Here is a 19,684-nt window from a genome sequence, read left to right as displayed (position 1 = left end):
GCGGTGCTGCGCACCGCGATCCGCGCGCTGACGCTGCTGGCGGCCACGCAGGGCCTTGCGCTGGAGCTGGAACTGCCGCCCGGTGCGCGCCAGACCGCGTCCCGCGACAGCGCGCTGGCGCAAGTGGCGGTGCCGGTGGCCCCGTTTGGCGATCAGGGGCTGGAGACGGCCACGTTCGAAGGACCCGTGCAGCGCAGCACCTACCGCGTGCCCAGTCAGGCGCTGACGCCGCTGCAATTGCTGGCACCTTTGCGCGAACAGGTACAGGCGGCGGGCTACGAGGTGATCCTCGATTGTGATCAGGACAGCTGTGGCGGGTTCGATTTCCGCTTTGCCATAGAGGTGCTGCCCGCGCCCAACATGTATGTGAACATCCGGGCCTATCACTTTGTCACCGCGCGCAGCGCGGACGGGGCTGCGGCGGTCATGCTGCTGGCCAGTGCCGCGCAGAGCGCGGGCTACCTCCAGATCATCGCGGCGGGTGAGACGGCAGAGGCGCGGCCTGTACCGCTGACCGGGGACAGGGTGGTCGACACGCCCGCGCCACCACCCACCGATTTTGTCGAACGGTTGCTGCGCACCGGGTCTGCGGTGATGACAAGCATCGAATTTGCCGTGGGCACAACCACCCTGTCAGACATCCCGTCGCCCGAGATGACGGACCTTGCCGCGCTGATGGAAGAGCGTCCCAACCTGCAAATTGCGGTGGTCGGTCACACGGATACCGTGGGCGGACTGGATGCCAATATCAGCGTCTCGCGGGCCCGCGCGGCGGCGGTGCGCACCCGGCTGACCCAGACCTATGGCGTGGACCCTGCGCGGGTGGAAGCGGCGGGCATGGGATACCTTGCCCCACGCGCATCAAACCTCACGGAAGAAGGACGGGAACAAAACCGGCGGGTCGAGGTGATTGTGGTGCGCGACGGCACATGACGCCGCCACGACGGCAATGCGGCCCCGGTGGTGGCAAACCAAACGGGGCCGGATCAGCTGTCATACTGTTCAGCGCCGGGACAGGGTCGGAATGCCCAACATCTCCGAAAAGGAAAACCCGCCCGATTTGCCCGAACGTTTTCTGTCCCCACCCTTGATCACCAGCGGCAGGATGAAATCGGCCATACGTGCGTGCCGTGGAAAGGCAAACTTGTCCTTGGGCGTACGCTTGCTGATCAGCGGGATCGGGAAATTGGCCATCCGGGCATGGCGCGAAAAGGCCGAACCCGTATAGGGTTCACGATCACTCAGCAGCGGGATTGGGAAATTCGCCATCCGTGGCCCGCCGGGCATCAGGGCGTTGGTGCCCGTTTTGCCGTTGATCAGATGCGGGAACGGCCAGTTGGCCATGCGCGTGTGACGCCCGATCATGGTGCCGGTATAGGGCTTGCGGCGACTGATCAGCGGGATCGGGAAATCCGCCATCCGTGCGTGCCGTGGAAAGGCAAACTTGTCCTTGGGCGTGCGCTTGCTGATCAGCGGGATCGGGAAATTGGCCATGCGGGCATGGCGCGAAAAGATGGATTTGGTGTAGGGTTTGCGCCGATTGATGAGCGGGATGGGCCAATTGGCCATCCGCGCGTGCGGCGGGAACACCGCCATCGTAAACGGCTTTTTCCGATTGATGAGCGGGATCGGCCAATCGGCCATGTAGAAATTCGTTGCTTCGGGATCGCGTGGGCGCGACAGCATCAGCGGATGGTCACGCAGCACGTTCAGGCCGCGTTCGACCTTGTCCTTGTATTCGACCTCTTCGACCAGATCGCCAAGGTCCGCCGCACCCATATCCGCCATAACATCGCGTGACGTCTGCGCCACGCTGAGCGGCTTGTGGCCCGCGCGCACCAGCAGCACCGCGCCGCCCTTGGCCAGACGATCTGCATAGGCCTTGGCCGTTGCGGATGCGACGCCAGCCGCCTCCAGAGCGTCGGCACTGCCGGTTTCCGCTTCGAACAAATGAACGATCCGCCGGTTCAAACGCTTGATATACAAGAGTTCTTTGCGTGCCTTGCGGGCCGCCTCGGCGTTGTCGAAATAGCGGGTGATCACCTTGGTCATAGTCTCTCCTCTCAGCGCTCGGCTACACAGGATGAGGGTGAAACCTTGCGTTGATCTTGTCGTCCGGCGCCCGGAAAAGCCGATGGCTGTGTCGCGACAGGCCATTGCGCCTGATAGGCCAATTAGGGCGGCGGCGCGTCAAGCCAAGCATTATCCTGCATCATCCCCTGTTTGCCGGTGCGGACCGGCGGTGGAGGACAGCAAAAAATGCCCCGATGCGCAGAGGCACACCGGGGCAGGTCAACCGAGGGGAGGTTGGTTGGAAGGTCGTTACCAGTCTGACGGACCCTTGTCCGCGAAAGCGTGCACGAGGAAGTCGATGAAGGCACGCACCTTGGGCTGGGTGAACCGGCCCGGTGGGTAAACGGCGTAGATGCCTTGGGTTTCCATCGGCAGATCGGGGATGGCGTCCTGCACCAAGCCCTTTTCCATCGCGTCGGCATAGAGGAAGCTGGGCAGATAGGCGATGCCGAGGCCCGAAATGGCCGCGTTCAGCAGTGACTGCCCGTCATTAACGCTGAGCCAGCCAGCGGTGCGCACCTGACGTTTTTCGCCCGACGGTGCGGTGAGTTTCCACACATTGCCCGACGATTGGTTGGAATAGTGCAGCAGTTTGTGTTCGTTCAGATCGTCGATCTTTTCGGGCCGTCCGAATTTCTGGAAATATTCGGGGCTGGCGATCATGCGTTTCGTCGTCTCGGTCAGCTTGCGGGCGCGCAGCGTGCTGTCTTCGAGTTCGCCGATGCGCACGGCCATGTCGAACCCTTCGGAGATGAGTTCGACGTAGCGGTTGTTCAGCACCATATTGACGGTGATGTCGGGGAAATCCTCAAGGAATTCCGACAGCGCCGGTGACAGGTGATTGACGCCGAAATCCGTGGCCACGGAGATGCGCAGCAGCCCCGAAGGCGCGGATTGCATTGAGGTGACCAGCGCGTCAGCCTCGCCTGCGTCATTCAGCACGCGGCGGGCGCGGTCATAATAGGCAAGTCCAATCTCGGTCGGGCTGACCCGGCGTGTGGTCCGGTTCAGCAGGCGCGCACCCAGACGAGCCTCCAGCGACGAGACGTGTTTGGAGACGGCGGATTTGGAAATCCCCATCTTTTTGGCCGCGTCGGTGAAACCACCTTGGTCAACCACGGTGGCGAAGGCTTCCATTTCTGTGAGGCGGTCCATTGCCGGCCCTTTCGTTAATCTACTCGAGGTGCAGGTATGCCGACCAATCTGGGCAGGATCGGGGCAGGGATGGGATAATATCGGGATGATTGTAGGGATCGTTGAAGGCACGGAAACGACCGGGGCCTGTGATCCTGCAATCAGATGGTGTCGCCGACGCTCCAGCTTTGGAACGTGTCGGCTTCGGTCTGTAGCGGCGCCTGGTCCTGGCCTCCGATCAGCAGAAAGCCGTAGCCGGGCGTGTTCCAGCGCGCCAGTTCCATGCCCTGTGCCGCGCCCATGCTCACCGGTTTGCCGTCGGGGCCTGCCGGGATGATGCACAGCGCCACCGGCGTGCCGTCGGCACGTTGGTAGGCCAGTTGCACCAGCGGCTTGCCGTTAAAGCCCAGCACCTGCGCCCGTTTGAAGGTCAGACCTTCTGCATCGGGCAGCGACGTGAGGTCGAGGCCCAGCGCAGCGGATACGGTTTGCAATTGTGCGGCGCGCTCGGCGTCGGTCGTGGTCACAGACGCCAGCGTTTCCGGCGTATAGAGCGATTGGTAGGAGGCAACAAAGGCCGCCCAGCCCGGAGGCGGCGCAGGCTGCGGCTGGCCAAAGCCGGTGAACAGCGCCATGGCCAGTCCGGCGGCGATCCCCGTGCCGAAGGTGCCGATGCCCCAGCCCCAGCCGAACCGCGGTGCGGCATCTGCGGCGGAGGGTGCGGCGGGCAATGCGGGCATGGGCGGCGCATCATCAAGCAGCGCGTTATACGCCTCGGCCAGTTCGGCCATCGGAATGTCGAGCGACGCCAGCCGTTCACCCAGAGCCGTGTCGGTTTCCAGCGCCTCACCTATGGCAGTGGCCAGCGCGTCGTCCGCCTCACCGTCGAGAAAGGCGGTCAGCTCTTCGTCCGTGAATGTGTGTGTCTGGGTCATGATGTTTGACCTTTGGCATCCGCCATGTCCTCGCCCAGCCGTTTGCGGGCGGCGGCCAGGCGGCTCATGACGGTGCCGATGGGGATGTCCATAATCTCGGCCGCTTCCTTGTAGCTATAGCCTTCCACGTAGACGAGGAAGACGGAGTGACGTTGTGCCTCGGGTAAGGCGTTCACTCTGTTCAACACGTCACGGGCGAGAATATTCGTATCTGCGGCAGGAGATTTATCCGGAAGGTCGATTTCTTCGACCGGAACGAGGCCGCCACCGGTGCGCACCTTGCGCGATCGCAGTTCGTTCAGCCAGATGCGTTGGGCCATGCGGAACATCCAGCGGTCCAGATGTGTGCCCGCCTCGAACTGGTCGGCCTTGTCCAGCGCGCGCAGGCAGGTTGTCTGGGCCAGATCGTCGGCCCAGTCACGTCGTCCGGTGAGCGCCACGGAATAGCGCCACAGGCGCGGAAAGACCGCGCTCATGCCGTCCCGAACCTCGCTGACGGAATCTTTTGCAGTTGTGCGAATAAAACTGCCCTCGACGTGTTACCTTGGGGCAAACCACCATGTTTCGGAGGAAATGGGAAATGAAAAAATTCGTGATCGGCCTGTGCGCGGCTCTTGGGCTGGCTTCCGCCGTTTTTGCACAAGGCACACCCGCGCCGGACGGCGCCCGCGTCTATTTTGTGAACCTTGAGGATGGCGCGACAGTCAGCTCTCCGGTGACGGTGGTCTTTGGACTTGAGAACATGGGCGTGGCCCCTGCGGGCACCGAGCGCGAGAATACCGGCCACCACCACCTGTTGCTGAACCGCCCGCCGCTGGGCGATGGTCCCGACGGCGCGGAAGAGCTTGAATACGGCCTGCCCGCCGATGAAAACCACATCCACTTTGGCGGTGGTCAGACGCAGGTGACGCTGGACCTTGATCCCGGCCAGCACACGATGCAGCTGGTGATGGGGGACCTGAACCACGTGCCGCACGCCACCCCGATCACCAGCGACGTGATCACGATCACGGTCGAGTGACGCCGGTCAGATCCATTTGAGCCGCCGCATCAACCACAATGCGGCGACTGAAATCACCACCATCGCAGCACAGAGCGCGGCAAAGGCCCACGGGGTTCCGACCCCGGGCATCCCCGCGACATTCACGCCGAACAATCCGGTGATGAATCCCAGCGGCAGGAACACCGCCGCCACGATGGACAGGACATAGCCATTGTGGCCCTGCTTGAGCGCGGCCTGCGCGGTGTGGTGATCCTGCACGGCGGTCATGCGGGCGACCAGCGCGTCCAGTTCTTCGACCGCGAGTTTGGCGAGGTTGGCCTGTTCGCGCATTTGCGCGCGCAGGCGGTCGGTCATCAGCGCGCTGTCGGTCAGCACCAGCGCGTCCAGCGCGTCGCGCTGCGGCCCAAGATAACGGCGCAGACGGATGGCCATTCGGCGCTCTTCGGCCAGTTCGTGCGGCAACGGGGCGTCATCATCGACAACCGTATCCTCCATCACGTCGACCCGGTCGCTGAGGTCAAAGACCGTATCGCGCACGCGTCGCATCAGACGGCGCGCCAACTGACCCACCATTGTCAGCGCATTGGCTGGTGCGGCGCCGGCCTCGGCCTCGTGCCGCAATTCGTCCACGGCGACGACGTGGCGGGCCTGTACCGTGATCAACAGCGTTTTGGTCACCCAGATGCGCACGGCGACCATCTGGTCCACCGGGCCATCGTTGTTCATATTGACGCCCCGCAGGTTCAGGATCAGCCCATCCGCGTAAGGGTCGCAACGCGGCCGCGTTTCGGGTGCCAGAAGGCCTGCCGCAGGGATGTCGGCCACATGGTCGGACAGAAAGGCAGGCAGGTCCGGGTCCGCCAGATCGAAATGCAGCCAGCGGTAGCCGGACGTTACAGGGCCTGTGCCCGCCGGGGCGGCCTGTCCGGTGTCGTCGATATCAAAGGCACAGATTGGCATGGTCGGACGCTATCCGCGGCACCCCGTATCCGCAACTACAGTGTCGCGGCCAGCCGCGTGCCCTGATCAATGGCGCGTTTCGCGTCCAGTTCCGCCGCGACATCCGCACCGCCGATCACGTGGCAGGTCTTGCCCGCCGCCTCAAGCGCGTCGGCAAGGCTGCGGTTGGGCAACTGCCCTGCGCAAAGCACGATATCGTCCGCAGGGATCGTCGTCGGGTTTTCGCGCGCCTCGCCAAAGCTGACATGCAGCCCGTCTTTGTCGATGCGTTCGTAGTTCACGCCACCGACAAATTCGACGTCTTTCATCTTGAGCGCTGCGCGGTGAATCCAGCCGGTGGTCTTGCCCAGCCGCTTGCCGTGTTTCTCGGCCTTGCGTTGCAGCAGCGTGACATTGCGTGCGGGCGCTTCGGGTTGCGGGCCTTGCGGTGCGAGGCCGCCCCGATGGTCGGCGGGGTCGGTCACGCCCCATTCGGTCATCCATTCGGGCAGGTTTTCGGTCGGGCTTTCGCCTTCGTGCACGAGGTATTCGGACACGTCAAAGCCAATGCCGCCCGCGCCGATCACAGCCACGCGTTTGCCGGGCGTCGCCGCCTTGGTCAGCACGTCGATATAGGAATGCACGTTGTCCGCGTCCTGTCCCGGAATTTCGGGATCGCGCGGCAGCACACCGGTGGCAATGATCACCTCGTCAAAGTCCTTGAGCATCTCGGGCGTCGCCTCGGTTTCGAGGCGCAAGGTGACGCGCGCGTCGGCGACCATGGTGCGGAACCAGTCGACAAGGCCCCAGAATTCTTCCTTGCCGGGCACCTGTTTGGCCAGGTTTAGCTGGCCGCCAATCTCGGACGCGCGGTCGATCAGGGTCACGGCGTGACCCCGCTGTGCCGCCGTGATGGCCGTGGACAGGCCCGCGGGTCCGGCCCCCACGACGGCCACGGTTTTCACCGTCTCGGCAGGGGTTATGGTCAGTTCCGTCTCGTAACAGGCGCGCGGGTTGACGAGGCACGAACTGATCTTGCCCGAGAAGGTGTGGTCAAGGCACGCCTGATTGCAGGCGATGCAGGGCGCGATGTGACCCGCCTGCCCGTCCATCGCCTTTTTCACAAAATCCGCGTCCGCCAGCATGGGCCGCGCCATCGACACCATGTCGGCGCAGCCGGTGCTCAGCACCTCTTCGGCCACGTCGGGCGTGTTGATGCGGTTGGAGGTGATGACGGGGATGTTGACCTTGCCCATCAGCTTTTTCGTGACCCAGGCAAAGGCGGCGCGCGGCACAGATGTGGCAATGGTCGGAATGCGCGCCTCGTGCCAGCCGATGCCGGTGTTGATGATGGTGGCACCGGCTTTTTCGATCTCCTGCGCCAGTTGCACCACCTCGTCATGGGTCGATCCGTTAGGCACAAGGTCGATCATCGACAGCCGGTAGATGATGATGAAGTCTTCGCCCACGGCCTCGCGGGTGCGGCGCACGATCTCGATGGGCAGGCGCATCCGGTTTTCGTAGCTGCCGCCCCAGCGGTCGGTCCGCTTGTTGGTGTGGGTCACGAGGAACTGGTTGATAAAGTACCCTTCGGAGCCCATGATTTCGACCCCGTCATAGCCCGCTGCGCGGGCCCGCACCGCGGTGGCGACGATGTCGCTGATCTGTTTTTCGATGCCCTCTTCGTCCAGTTCCTTGGGCGGGAAGGGCGAAATGGGGGATTTCACCGGCGACGGGGCCACGCACATCGGCCCGTAGGCATAGCGGCCCGCATGGAGGATTTGCATGGCGATCTTGCCACCGGCCGCGTGCACGCGCTGGGTGACGATGGAATGGTTCGCCACGTCCTCGTCCGTGGTCATCATCGCGGCTCCGGGCAGCACGGACCCTTCGAGGTTCGGCCCGATCCCGCCAGTGACCATCAGCGCCACCTCGCCCCGCGCCCGTTCGGCGTAGAACTCCGCCACCCGGTTCCAGTCCTTGGTCTCTTCGAGACCGGTGTGCATGGAGCCCATCAGGACGCGGTTCTTGAGCGTGGTGAACCCAAGGTCCAGCGGCGCAAGCATGTTTGGATAGGCTGTCATAATGTCCTCCCGACGGGTCTTTGCTCTTGGTGTCAGGTATAGAGCGCGCGATGTCACGTGCAACGCGGCGTCAGAGGGAGATTTCGCAATGGTACACGTCAGGCAAGCGCAGACGGGCGAGGCCGATGCGCTGGGTGCGGTCATGTGGGATGCGGTTCATAACGGGCCCAGCCTTTACACCGCGGCGCAGCGGGCCGCATGGGTGCCGCGCGCCCCATCCGGGCCGACATGGGCCGCACGGCTCGGGGATCAGCAGATTTGGGTCGCGGAGGAGGCGGGCGCGCTGCTGGGCTTTGTGACGTTGGGCGATGGCGGCTATGTGGATTTCGCCTATGTCCGTGGCGGCGCGCAGCGGCGCGGCATCTTTGGCGCGTTGATGACCACCTTGGAAGGATCGGCGCGCGATCAGGGTGCCCGCCGTCTCTGGACCCATGCCAGCCTCATGGCGCAGCCCGCATTTGCGCAGGCGGGCTTTCATGTTATCCGGCACCAAGACATTGAGCGGCGGGGAGAAATCCTGTCGCGGGCCGAGATGGAAAAGACGCTGATATGACACCCGATGACATCGCCAAACTGCCCTACCGCCGCAATGTGGGCGTCATGGTCCTGAACGCGGATGGCCATGTTTGGGTCGGCCAGCGCAAGGACCGCTACAAAGATGCGTGGCAAATGCCCCAAGGCGGCATCGACAAGGGCGAGGACGCCCGCGCCGCCGCCCTGCGCGAGCTGGAAGAAGAAACCGGGATCACTGCTGACCTCGTGGAGGTTGTTGCCGAAACGGATGGCTGGTTGCCCTACGAACTGCCCCATGACCTGATCCCCAAACTGTGGAAGGGGCGGTTTCGCGGGCAGGAGCAAAAATATTTCCTGCTGCGGTTTCTCGGCTCGGACGATCAGATCAACATCGACACTGACGACCCGGAGTTTTCGTCGTGGCGCTGGATGCCGCCCGCCGACCTGCCCGACGCCATCGTGCCGTTCAAGCGCGACGTCTATATGCAGGTGCTGGCCGAGTTCGAGGGGCATTTGTGATGCGTATGCTGGCGCTTTGCCTGTGTGTAATGCCGTCGCTGGGCCAAGCGTTGTCCTGCCTGCCATGGGGCGTAACGGATGCGTACCTGCAGGCGGACAGATCCGATGCGTCCTATATTCCGGTGATCGGCACGTTGGATTTTGACGAAAACGCGCTGCCTCTGGCGCGTCTCAAAAACCCTGATGACCTGCCCAAAGACACCACCATCCCCGCCACATTCGACGGGCTGGCGATGGTGCGGCGCGGGGCAGACGCGCCCTTTGCCACCGATCTGACGCTAAGGGTCGAGTGCGCCGCGCATTGGTGCGGCGGGGCCACGCCGGGCAAGGTTCTGGCCTTTCTGCGCAAGGACGGTGACGCCTACACGCTCGGCAGTGGCCCCTGTGGCGGCTACGTGTTCAGCGCGCCCGACAGGGCGACCATCAAAAAGGTCCGCCAATGCCTGAAGGGCCGCGCCTGCGCGCCTAGCGCGTTACGCTAGTCAGGCTGTGGATCAGGGCGCTGGTGTCGTCCTGCAAGGCATCGATGATGTCAAAATGGTGCAGGCCCTCCACGACATCATGCGCAGCACCCCACGCCTGCGCCAACCACTGCGCCTGATCCAGAAACACGGGCCGTTCGTCGGCCCCCACGCGCACGGTCACCGGCACGTCGGGCGTGGGCTGATGCACCGGGCTTTCGGCGCGGGCCATGGCCGTGTCGAGCGCAAAATCAGCATTCATCGAGGTGCGGATCAGCGGTTCGAGATCGCTGACCGGTGAAATCGGCACCACGCAGGTCAGGCACGCCATAACGTCACGATGCAGCATACCGGGTGCCAGCATCCGCGACACCAGATGACCGCCAGCGGAATGCCCCGCGAGGCTGATCGGGCCAGAGGTATTGGCCGCGATATGCGTCACCGCTTGGGCAATCTGTTGGGTAATCCCCGCGATGCTGACACGGGGCACAAGATCATAGGACGGCATCGCAACCGACCAGCCGCGCGCATTGGCACCGGCGGCAAGGTGGGACCAGTCATGCCGGTGAAACTTGAGCCAATAGCCGCCATGCACAAAGATCAGCGTGCCGTGCGAGGGGCCTTCGGGCTGGAACAGATCGTAGGCCATCCGCTCGGATGGGCCATAGCTGACCGCCAGCCGCGCCCGGTCCCCTCGTGCTGCGCGATAGGCTGCGGCCTGCGCCTGCCAGCGCGGCGGAAAGCCTTCGGCCCCGTCAATGTAGGCGCCGTTGGCATAGGCGTCGTCGAGATCTGGCATGATCGCCTCCGGTCGTTTGGTGCTGGACAAGCGTAACCGCGCTTGGTTCAGATGCGCCAGACCCGAAAGGACATGCCATGCTCGACCAGATCACCGACCTGAAATCCATGCTCTCCGATCCGTCGCTGCTTGAAACCCGCGCGTTTGTGAACGGCGGCTGGGTGGATGGGGATGACGGCACTTTTGACGTCACGAACCCGGCGCGCGGCGACGTGATCGCGCAGGTGGCCGACCTGAGCCGCGCGCAGGTGGCCGAAGCCATCGCAGGGGCCAAGGCCGCACAAAAGGAGTGGGCCAGCTGGACCGGCAAGGAGCGTGCCGCCGTGCTGCGGCGCTGGTTCGACCTGATGATGGAGAACGTGGACGATCTGGGCACCATCCTGACCGCCGAACAGGGCAAACCGCTGGCCGAGGCCAAGGGCGAGATCGGCTATGGCGCGTCGTTCATCGAATTTTTCGCCGAAGAGGCCAAACGCGTCTATGGCGAGACGATCCCCGGCCACCAGCGGGACAAGCGCATCTTGGTGATCAAGCAGCCGATCGGCGTTGCGGCTTCGATCACGCCATGGAACTTTCCCAATGCGATGATAACCCGCAAGGCGGCGCCTGCCTTGGCTGCCGGGTGCGCCTTTGTCGCGCGGCCTGCCGAACTGACGCCCCTGTCGGCGATTGCGTTGGGGGTGCTGGCCGAACGGGCGGAGCTGCCCGCGGGCATCTTTCAGGTGGTGACCACCTCGAACGCGTCGGAGACGGGCAAGGAGTTCTGCGAGAATCCGGCGGTGTCCAAACTGACCTTTACCGGCTCCACCCAAGTGGGTCGTATCCTGCTGAAGCAGGCCGCCGATCAGGTCATGAAATGTTCGATGGAGCTGGGCGGCAATGCGCCCTTTATCGTGTTTGATGACGCCGATCTGGACGCGGCCGTCGATGGCGCGATGATGTGCAAGTTTCGCAATGCGGGCCAGACCTGTGTCTGCGCCAACCGGATCTATGTGCAGGCAGGCGTCTATGACGCTTTCGCGGCCAAGCTGAAGGTGGCGGTGGAAAATCTCAAGGTCGGGGACGGGTTCGAGGACGGCGTGACCACCGGGCCGCTGATCTCGGAACAGGCGGTCGAGAAAGTACAGAACCACCTTGAGGATGTGGTGGAACATGGGGGCGCGGTTTTGACCGGCGGGGCGGCCCACGAACTGGGCGGCGGGTTTTTGCAGCCCACCATCGTGACCGGGGTCACGCAGGACATGAAAGTCGCCCACGAGGAGACGTTTGGCCCGCTTGCCCCGCTTTTCAAATTCGATGACGTCGATCAGGTGATCGAGATGGCGAATGACACGATTTTTGGCCTTGCCGCCTATTTCTATGCGGGCGATCTGAGCCGGGTCTACAAGGTGGCCGAGGCGCTTGAATACGGGATTGTGGGGGTCAATACGGGCATCATTTCGACCGAGGTTGCGCCCTTTGGCGGGGTCAAGCAATCGGGGCTGGGCCGTGAGGGATCGCATCACGGGATCGAGGAATTCCTTGAGATGAAATATATCTGCATGAGCGTCTGACCACGCTTGTGTCCCAGCATGGGACACCGATGCTGGGACGAGAAATCAATGGCTTACAGCGGCGGTTTTACCATTCATTAAGGTTTGACCACCGCCACGGCCCTGCCCCGCCTGCCCGGCAGGGGCGCGCGAGGTCAGGTCTTTTCGCTCAGATACTGGTGCAGTTCGGTCAGGATTTCGGCCCCTTCGAGCGGCATATCCGGGAAGGCGGCCCGCAGGTTCGGCGCAGCGCGCATCGCGTCCACCGACAAGGGCGGCTGGTCCGCTGCACGACCGCTCCATTCGTGGCCAAAGACGTGGGTCAGCACAAAGTCGAGCTTGGTCGTGGTGCCCGTGGCCTGCAACCGGGCCGCGTCAATATTGCCAAAGACCCGCTCATAGGCCGCGACGAGATCAGCACCGGGATCGAGCAGGTCCATGACATCCGCGATGTTCAGGAGCGGCGCACCTGCGCCGCCACCCGCGCCGCCACTACCCGCGCCGCCACCGTCACCCGCCAATTGTGACAACAGATATGAATGCGGCGCGCGTTTGGACATCAACGCAATCTGCGGCGCGGACGCGGGGGCGGTCAGCGGCTCGATATCCGGGAAGGGATGCGACAGCTTGGCCCCGATCACATGGACCCGCGGGCCGGGGGTGCCGGTGACACCGGGCGGGCCTGCCGACAGGACCATGGCGGGCGCACCTGTCGCCTGATCCGCTTCGATCCGCGCGGTCACGGGCTGATCCGACGTGCTTTTGAGATGCGTCTTGCCCATCAGCGCGACAGAGCCGCCGGGGGATTGCGGCACGCTGGCAGCCAGCCGGGTCAGATCGCCCTTGGGGTAGACCACCTTGATCTCGACCTTGCGACAGACCAGCAGCGTGCTGAGCAGCCCGAATTCAGCCCAGCTGTCATCATCGACGGCAATCGGCACCTGAAACTGGTAGCCGGAGGGCACGTTCTGCACCAGATTGGTCGCCGCCTGCGTGATCGGGTGTTCAAAATACCAGCCGGTTGCCGTCGCGGGATCGAACTGCGCCGCAGACACCGAGATTTCGGCAGGGCCGTGGTAGATGATGTGGATGTCCGCCCTGTCGCCGGTGCCGTCATGGGCAAACAGCCCGCGCGGCGCACCGGATTTGGGCTTGAGCGACAGAACATCGGCAGGCACATGCGACACCGCCCCGCCCGGCACGGCCACAGTGGCCTGATCCCCCGCAGCCTGCGCCGCAGAAAACGACACCTGCAACGTATCAGCTGAGGACAGATGCGCGCGGATGTCGTTTGTCGAGGGCGCGACATGAAATTCATGCTTGGTCTCGGCCCGGCCATCGGGCCAAAAGATCATGCGCCCGCTTTTGTTCGCGGCGCTGGGGTCGTGGGCGTTGTTGGCCGCATCACGGATGGCGCGCGACCGGTTCCACAACACGTCGATAGCGGCAGCCCATGCGGCCTCGTATGTCAGGGCGTTATGCAGCAGCGGCAGCAGCCTGTCGCGCGCCCCGGCGGGCGCGTGTTCAAACAGCGCCGACAGGTCCGCGTCGCGGATTTGCGACGAGGTGAGCGGCGGCAGGCCTGCGGCCTCGCGCCCGCTCCACTGATAGGCGATGCGGTAATCGACCACGTAGCTGAGCGCGCTGAGGCTGGTCACGCCCAGCGCGGCAGCCGCAGCGGTGCGGTCCTGCGGCAAGATGGGTTGCGCCATGACCACATAGGCCGACACGATGTCCTGTTGCACCGCGCGGGCCTTGGCCAGATGGGCGTCCACGGTTTTGTGGTCGTCCTCTGTCCACAGATAGGCGGTGGCGCTGATGACGTTGTAATACCACGTGGTCAGCCCGGCGGTGAAAGACACAAAGCCCTGATCCGACTTGGCGGCGATGGTGTTGAGGTAATTCCACGTCTCGGCGTTGAAGTTTTCAAAGTCGTTCCACTGCCACGGAAAATCCCCCACGCCAGAGGCGTCCACGGGCAGGAAGTCGTCAATGCCGCTGTGATCTGCGGCGACAGGCGCGCCCAGCAGGCCACCCGCCACGGGCGGGTCGAGCGCGTTGCGTGCCGATGCGTTGAGGGCGGACACGAGCGTCTGTTTGAATGCGCCATAGGGGTCTGACATGGGTCTGCCTTGGGTCCGACCATGCGATATGTTGGGATCAGACCATAGCAAAAACCACCCGGCGACCGTGCTGGATCGCCGGGTGGGCCTGCGCCTTTAGCTTACTTTGCGCCGGGCCATGCGCAATCTGCCCCGATGACGTAGGCCTGCGAGGTCAGCAGGTTGCCCGGAATGACAGAGGGCGGAGGCGTCATTGTCACGGTCACGGTGCCCGCCGTCTTGTCGTATTTGTAGACGGAGCTGGTGTAGCTTTGCGACCCGCCACCCAGCGGAATGCCGAGGAAGCTGACGCTCCAGTGCGATTCCTGCGAGAAATGCGACTGGAACGATTTTTCGTCGGCATTGTGGAACACCATGGTGATCGTCGGGATGTCGCAGATCGCCAGCACGTCCAGCACGCCAAAGTCGCCATTATTGGCAAAGTTGTAGTGCTGCGGTGTGGTGAAGGCCACGCCGCTGACGCTGCTGTCGTGGTTTGCGGCATCCTTGATCAGGGTGGGGTTCCACCATCCGGTGCCGGTGCCGATGTCAAAGGCGCTGGCGGACAGTTGCGGTGTGAATTTGGTCACGCCCGTAAATTCAAGGCTGATGTCGACCTGTGTCACACTGCTGTCGAACGAAAAGGCGTTGTATTCCGCCGATGCGCCACCGCCCAGACCGAACCAGCCGATCCAGCCGGACGCGCCTGCGCCGCCTTCGACCGACACGCTGGTCGTGTTCTGATCGACCTGCGTCACCGACATGCTGACCGAAAAGCCTTGCGAACCGCTCAGGCCGTTCTGGATGGTGCTGGTCGCTTCGGCGATGGACAGGTAGGGCAGGATCGACGCGGTGCCGTTGACATCGGCGGCCGACATCCAGCCTGCTTTGACCTGTGCCGGTGTGGGCGACAGGTTGAGCGCGCAGAGGCGGATCTGGTTGTTGTAGGAGTTGACCGCGTTCTGCACCGTGGCCGCCGCCGCCGTTTGCGACAGATACGTCATAAAGTCGCTGATCAGCTTGCTTGTGCCCAGCGGCGCGTTGGGCAGAAGCGAGGTTGGATTGGTCGACTGCCGGAAGGTGGCCAGCGTCAGCCCGCTGTCGCCCCAGGACATGATTTTGTCCGTGATGTAGCTGAGCTTGGCCGAGGCGGTGGCGCTGTTGGCCGCAGGAATGGCGCCGAACATCGACGTGTAATCCCCCACGACGGTGTTCAGGATACCGGCGGCCTGCGTATTGGCTTGGTTCAGCGTGGTCTGGTCCGCTGCCGTCAGTTCATAGGCCATGGCGGTGTAGAGGTTGAACAGACCGGTGTTCAGCGCGGCCCCGTCGGTGATCTGGAGGTAGCCGTCGTCATTGTATTGCATGACGTTGTTGAACTGGTTCCACGTGTCCGTGTTGAAGATCGCCGCGTTGTTCCAGTACCAGTACAGGTCGCCCATGCCAGCGCTGTCGACGGGCGACCAGTTCTGGACGTTCAGAGCCGCTTGGACCGGGCCATCCGCCTTTTTCGCCAAGGCATTGTAATACGCCTGTTTGATCGGTGCGATATCGTGTGTCATGTTGAGTTCCTCAAATTTTCTGTCTTGAAAATTGACGCTCAAAAAGGAGCGCTATTGATCTGGAAACATCCCCGTAAATTGGTGCGCTTCCGGGGATGATGGTGCCCGCGATGGTTGAATCGAGTCCCGAAAACCGGGCGAAGTTTCCACGAAACCCGCGACGGTCGGGGGCGTGCGCATTTTCGGATAAATTTCGGAAAGACTTCGGTCATTCCGGGCGGCTATGGGCCAGTCTGCGACACATGATAATGGTTTAAATTTTTGGTACGAGGTCGCGCTGGATGCATTGGAAGACGTCACAATGATGACAGTCCAGGTCGAAGAATTGAGCGAAATCAGCATCTTCCCGTATTACCAGGGTCTTGCGCTGGAGGTGGATGCCGTGGCGCGTGGCGGCGTGGGGCGCTACGAGTCTGGGCATTTCGCGGGGCAGGCCTATCACACGCTGGTTGTCGACCGGGCGGAGGTTTCGGGCGATCTGCACGTGGGTGCCACGTATAGCTGCACCGCGCTCAGCGGTGGATCGAACAGCCGGATGACGACGCATTGGCTGTTCTGCACGTCAGTGGGTGACGCGATCACCTTTGGGATCAGCCGCCACTGGTCCGATCCCAAATGCTTTTCGCCGGTGCTGCCGCAAATCGATTCCGTTCTGGTGCAGGTCGAGGAGTTGACCGATATCGTGGCGCTGTTCCCGGCCTCCGGTCCCGAAGGCAGTGTATCGCAGGCACGCATCGGCGCGTCGGGCTGGCTGGTGATGACCCGGCTGGGCTGCCCATCCATGATGGGCATTCTGGTCAGTGACGCCGTCCTGCCCATGGCGTTTTGCGAAGGGTCCGACGACATCGTGATCGCGGCTCGGTCGGTGCGCACAATGCAATCCATCACCCTCGATTCCCTGAGCTGCGTAAGCGCCAAGGACACAGCCCTGTTTCTGCGGCAGGTCCAGTGATGTTTTTGCTATCGGGATCGGAAAATGACCACTACTGTGACGATGGTAAACAGTCGCTGCCGTTATCCACGAGTTCCGGTCTTGCCGTTAGAAATCAGCCTATTGGAACGCTGATTGCGAGCAAGCCCAGCGCCTTTGACGGGAAAGGCGTGGTGCAGGTGGATGCGATCAGCGACGCATTGGGGAAGGTGTTTGCGTCAGGACACATGAGCTCGGCTTTGGGTCATATCCGACTTGGCGATGCGACATATCAGGTCGGGACGGAACGTATCGTCACGGCGTCTGGTGACGAAGTATTGCTGCGGTCGCAATCCGCATTGGTGTTGCGGCATCTGGTGGACCATCTGGGCCAGCTGACGCCGCGTGACGACCTGATTGCAGAGGTCTGGCCGGACGTGGCCGTGACCGATGACAGCCTGACGCAGTGCATTTCCGATATCCGCCGGGCCATTGGCGACACCAAACGCGAAATCCTCAAGACGGTGCCAAAGCGCGGCTACATGCTGCACGGAGAGGCCGTTGCACCGGTCTCGCCCGCGCCCACCGCCGGGCCACTGCAAGCCCTGCCGGGTGACGCGCCCGCATCCGCCCGCCGGGTGTCGGACTGGCAGGACCCGGCCACCCAGGCGACCGGCCCGTCGATCATGCCGCAACTGGACCCGCGCGACGTACTGCCCACGCTGGCGGTGCTGCCGTTCCGCGCGCAGCCGGGCAGCAGCAACGGGTCGATGATGAGCATGTTCCTTGGCGACGAGATCGCGCGGGCGATCAGCCGGTCCGAGGACATGAACGTGATCTCGCGCCTGTCGACGCTGGATTTGTCGAACCACGGCGGCGCGCGCGACGCCGGGCGGCTGCTGAACGCGGATTTCATCCTGTCGGGCAGCGTGCTGGAGATGGGCGAGACGATCATCCTGATGCTGGAGTTTGCCGAGGCGGATTCGCAGTTGGTCCTGTGGTCGGACCGGGTGGCGTTGCGCGCCGAAGCATGGCTGTCCGAGGCGGAAAACATCGACGAGATCGTGATCCATGTCCGCCGGGCCATCATGATCAACGAGGTGCGCCGGGCGCGGTCCGCACCGCTGAGCGACCTCAAGCTGTTCAGCGTGCTGCATGGGGCCGTGGGGCTGATGCACCGGTTTGATCTGACGGATTTCGACCGGGCGCAAAACTATCTGGATTACGTGATTTCCAACGCGCCGAACCATCCCACCCCGCTGGCGTGGCTGGCGCGGTGGCACGTCTTGCGCACGGTGCAGGGCTGGGCCGACGATCCGCAGCAGGAAGCGCAGACCGCGCTGGATTTCACCGCGCGCGCGCTGGACATCGACCCCAACCACACGCTGGCGCTGGTGTGCGAGGGTCAGGTGCTGGCGCATCTCAAACACCGGCTGGACGAAGCCCGGAGCCGCTATGACGCGGCTTTGGCGCTCAACCCCAATGACGCGCGTGGCCTTGGGTTGCGCGGCATGTTCCTTGCCATTCAGGACCACGGCGAAGAGGGCAAGCGCGACACTGAACGCGCCTTGCATCTGTCGCCGCTGCACCCGCATCGGTTCTTTTTCCTCGCCCAAGCCTCGGCGGCGAACATCGCGGCCAAGGACTACAGCCGGGCCGTGACACTGGCCAAGGAGTCGTTGCGGTTGAACCGGACGCATGTGTCCACGCTGCGCACGCTGGTCATTGCGCAGGTGGGTGCCGGGCAGATTGAGGATGCGCAGAAGACTGCGACGGAGTTGCTGCGCCTGCACCCGTCGATGCGCGTGAGCAACTGGCTTAGAAATTCACCCAGCTCGGGGTACGAGCTGGGTCAATCCGCGGCTGAGAAACTGAGAAGCGTGGGTATTCCAGACTAGCCGTCAGACACTTTCAGAATGGGAGATATTTATGGGTATTGGTCGGGAGGATGCGCTGGACGCATTGGACGCACTTGATGCGTTGGACGCTCTGGATGCGCTGGACGCGCTGAGCGGTAATGATGCGTTGGGCGGCGGGGGCGGCAAATCGCCTTTGACGACAGAAGCGCTTATCACCAACCGCGACGGCATCGTGGGCGCGCGCATGGGCGACATTCAGAAGCCCGTGATTGGCGCGGGCAATGATGTGCGCAACCTGTCGCGGCTGTCGCGCCGGGTGCGCGGAGCGGTGTATCAGGCCGAACTGGGCCCGACGGTCGATATCACCGTGAACATGGACGACCCATGCCTGCCGGTGGCCACGGTGTGGCGCAAGATCGAGGACAATGGCGGCGCCACGCGCAAGCTCTGCCTTGAGCCGATGGTCACGATGACCCGCCCGACGGTCACGCAACTGTCGCAGCAGTTGAAACTGGTGCTGGGATATGCCCGCATCCGCCCCGACCGCGGGGCCGAAGTGCTGAGCCAGGTGGGTGTGCCGATGGCGTTTTTCTCCTCGATCCAGTTTATGGACCAGCAGCGCACGCCCTACACGATGGAGTTGCTGATGACGGCGCTGGGCTTTGCCTTTCCGGTGATCCAGCGGGTCAAATACGCGCTGGCGGTTAAGCGACCGATCGAGTTCTCGCCGCAGGTGCAGCCGATGATCCCGACCCCCACCCATGGCTCGCTGCCCTCGGGGCATTCGACCGAAGTGTTCGTCATGGCGCGCGTCCTGTGGAAGCTGCTGATGGAAAGTGGCGCGCCGCAATATAATGACCGGGCGCTGTGGGGCACCATGCTGATGCGGCAGGCCGCGCGGATCGCCACGAACCGGACTGTTGCGGGCGTGCATTTCCCCGTGGACAGCGTCGCGGGCGAGCAGTTGGGCCTGACGCTGGCCGAGCACTTCTATTCCATGTGCTGCGGTGGCAACTGGGTGTCGTCCACCTTTGACGGTCCGAATTTCGATGCCACGCAGGATTTCGACTGGCACAAGCTGTACGACCCGGACGGCGACAAACAGGCCGAGACCGCCGAGACCAACGGCAAGGTCTGGGCCACCTCGAAGGTCCGCACCGATAACAAGATCGACGCCGCCCCCGCGCTGGCGTGGCTGTGGGGCAAGGCGCTGGCTGAATGGCAGGACTTTGGTCCGTGTGACTGTGAATAGGTCGCGG

General features: G+C 63.4%; 18 protein-coding genes. 9 read left to right on the top strand and 9 right to left on the bottom strand.

All coding sequences use genetic code 11. The features are described from left to right. Positions 1 to 3: 3 nt before the first annotated feature. Complete coding sequence (locus tag Q1A85_RS04015) at positions 4 to 933, top strand: OmpA family protein (protein ID WP_299685400.1); 930 nt, start codon at positions 4 to 6, stop codon at positions 931 to 933. Positions 934 to 1,002: 69 nt separating this feature from the next. Here Q1A85_RS04015 and Q1A85_RS04010 read toward each other — a convergent pair whose 3' ends face one another. The 4 genes from Q1A85_RS04010 to Q1A85_RS03995 form a co-directional block, all read right to left on the bottom strand. Continuing rightward, positions 1,003 to 2,052 (bottom strand): PucR family transcriptional regulator, encoded by a 1,050-nt coding sequence (locus Q1A85_RS04010; RefSeq protein WP_299685398.1) that lies wholly within the window; start codon positions 2,050 to 2,052, stop codon positions 1,003 to 1,005. Between the two features lie 270 nt (positions 2,053 to 2,322). Next, complete coding sequence (locus Q1A85_RS04005) at positions 2,323 to 3,228, bottom strand: LysR family transcriptional regulator (RefSeq protein WP_299685395.1); 906 nt, start codon at positions 3,226 to 3,228, stop codon at positions 2,323 to 2,325. A gap of 140 nt (positions 3,229 to 3,368) precedes the next feature. Further along, a complete protein-coding gene (locus Q1A85_RS04000) occupies positions 3,369 to 4,142 on the bottom strand; it encodes a hypothetical protein (protein ID WP_299685392.1) in 774 nt (257 codons plus the stop codon). Beyond that, positions 4,139 to 4,618, bottom strand: a complete 480-nt coding sequence (locus tag Q1A85_RS03995; RefSeq protein WP_299685389.1) for an RNA polymerase sigma factor — start codon at positions 4,616 to 4,618, stop codon at positions 4,139 to 4,141. The genes Q1A85_RS04000 and Q1A85_RS03995 overlap by 4 nt, the downstream gene beginning before the upstream one ends. A gap of 104 nt (positions 4,619 to 4,722) precedes the next feature. On the opposite strand from Q1A85_RS03995, the gene Q1A85_RS03990 reads away from it, so the two are divergent. Further along, positions 4,723 to 5,163 (top strand): DUF4399 domain-containing protein, encoded by a 441-nt coding sequence (locus Q1A85_RS03990; protein ID WP_299685386.1) that lies wholly within the window; start codon positions 4,723 to 4,725, stop codon positions 5,161 to 5,163. A gap of 6 nt (positions 5,164 to 5,169) precedes the next feature. Here the strand turns inward: Q1A85_RS03990 and Q1A85_RS03985 are convergent, their stop codons facing one another. Then, positions 5,170 to 6,105, bottom strand: a complete 936-nt coding sequence (locus tag Q1A85_RS03985; protein WP_299685383.1) for a CorA family divalent cation transporter — start codon at positions 6,103 to 6,105, stop codon at positions 5,170 to 5,172. Between the two features lie 35 nt (positions 6,106 to 6,140). Continuing rightward, complete coding sequence (locus Q1A85_RS03980) at positions 6,141 to 8,168, bottom strand: NADPH-dependent 2,4-dienoyl-CoA reductase (RefSeq protein WP_299685380.1); 2,028 nt, start codon at positions 8,166 to 8,168, stop codon at positions 6,141 to 6,143. An 88-nt stretch (positions 8,169 to 8,256) separates the two neighbouring features. Between Q1A85_RS03980 and Q1A85_RS03975 the strand changes: the two genes are divergently transcribed. The 3 genes from Q1A85_RS03975 to Q1A85_RS03965 are packed head-to-tail and all read left to right on the top strand — an operon-like array spanning position 8,257 to position 9,682. Further along, positions 8,257 to 8,721 (top strand): GNAT family N-acetyltransferase, encoded by a 465-nt coding sequence (locus Q1A85_RS03975; RefSeq protein WP_299685377.1) that lies wholly within the window; start codon positions 8,257 to 8,259, stop codon positions 8,719 to 8,721. Continuing rightward, on the top strand, positions 8,718 to 9,200 hold the full coding sequence (locus Q1A85_RS03970) for an RNA pyrophosphohydrolase (protein ID WP_299685374.1): 483 nt from the start codon (positions 8,718 to 8,720) through the stop codon (positions 9,198 to 9,200). Before Q1A85_RS03975 ends, Q1A85_RS03970 begins: the two co-directional genes overlap by 4 nt. Beyond that, positions 9,197 to 9,682: a hypothetical protein gene (locus tag Q1A85_RS03965; RefSeq protein ID WP_299685371.1), complete on the top strand. Its 486-nt coding sequence runs from the start codon at positions 9,197 to 9,199 to the stop codon at positions 9,680 to 9,682. Before Q1A85_RS03970 ends, Q1A85_RS03965 begins: the two co-directional genes overlap by 4 nt. Here Q1A85_RS03965 and Q1A85_RS03960 read toward each other — a convergent pair. Then, complete coding sequence (locus Q1A85_RS03960; protein WP_299685368.1) at positions 9,666 to 10,460, bottom strand: alpha/beta hydrolase; 795 nt, start codon at positions 10,458 to 10,460, stop codon at positions 9,666 to 9,668. The two genes, Q1A85_RS03965 and Q1A85_RS03960, sit on opposite strands and share 17 nt — an antisense overlap. 77 nt (positions 10,461 to 10,537) lie before the next feature. Here Q1A85_RS03960 and Q1A85_RS03955 point away from each other — a divergent pair, with 77 nt between their 5' ends. Next, entirely contained in the window at positions 10,538 to 12,013 is a 1,476-nt protein-coding gene (locus Q1A85_RS03955) for an NAD-dependent succinate-semialdehyde dehydrogenase (RefSeq protein ID WP_299685365.1), read from the top strand. Between the two features lie 134 nt (positions 12,014 to 12,147). Here the strand turns inward: Q1A85_RS03955 and Q1A85_RS03950 are convergent, their stop codons facing one another. Further along, positions 12,148 to 14,115 carry a hypothetical protein gene (locus Q1A85_RS03950; RefSeq protein ID WP_299685362.1) on the bottom strand — a complete coding sequence of 656 codons (1,968 nt, stop codon included), beginning with the start codon at positions 14,113 to 14,115 and terminating at the stop codon, positions 12,148 to 12,150. A gap of 101 nt (positions 14,116 to 14,216) precedes the next feature. Next, on the bottom strand, positions 14,217 to 15,656 hold the full coding sequence (locus tag Q1A85_RS03945; RefSeq protein WP_299685359.1) for a hypothetical protein: 1,440 nt from the start codon (positions 15,654 to 15,656) through the stop codon (positions 14,217 to 14,219). Between the two features lie 301 nt (positions 15,657 to 15,957). Between Q1A85_RS03945 and Q1A85_RS03940 the strand changes: the two genes are divergently transcribed. From Q1A85_RS03940 to Q1A85_RS03930, 3 genes are read left to right on the top strand one after another with little or no spacing between them, the layout of a single operon-like run. Next, positions 15,958 to 16,608: a hypothetical protein gene (locus tag Q1A85_RS03940; RefSeq protein WP_299685356.1), complete on the top strand. Its 651-nt coding sequence runs from the start codon at positions 15,958 to 15,960 to the stop codon at positions 16,606 to 16,608. Beyond that, entirely contained in the window at positions 16,608 to 18,464 is a 1,857-nt protein-coding gene (locus Q1A85_RS03935; RefSeq protein ID WP_299685353.1) for a winged helix-turn-helix domain-containing protein, read from the top strand. Before Q1A85_RS03940 ends, Q1A85_RS03935 begins: the two co-directional genes overlap by 1 nt. Before the next feature lie 31 nt (positions 18,465 to 18,495). Then, positions 18,496 to 19,677, top strand: a complete 1,182-nt coding sequence (locus Q1A85_RS03930) for a phosphatase PAP2 family protein (RefSeq protein WP_299685350.1) — start codon at positions 18,496 to 18,498, stop codon at positions 19,675 to 19,677. The last annotated feature ends 7 nt before the right edge of the window (positions 19,678 to 19,684 follow it).

The sequence above is a fragment of the uncultured Tateyamaria sp. genome (assembly GCF_947503385.1).
Lineage (GTDB): Bacteria > Pseudomonadota > Alphaproteobacteria > Rhodobacterales > Rhodobacteraceae > Tateyamaria.
The sequence above is the reverse complement of the archived record's forward strand: the minus strand, read 5'-3'. Positions and strand labels throughout refer to the sequence as shown.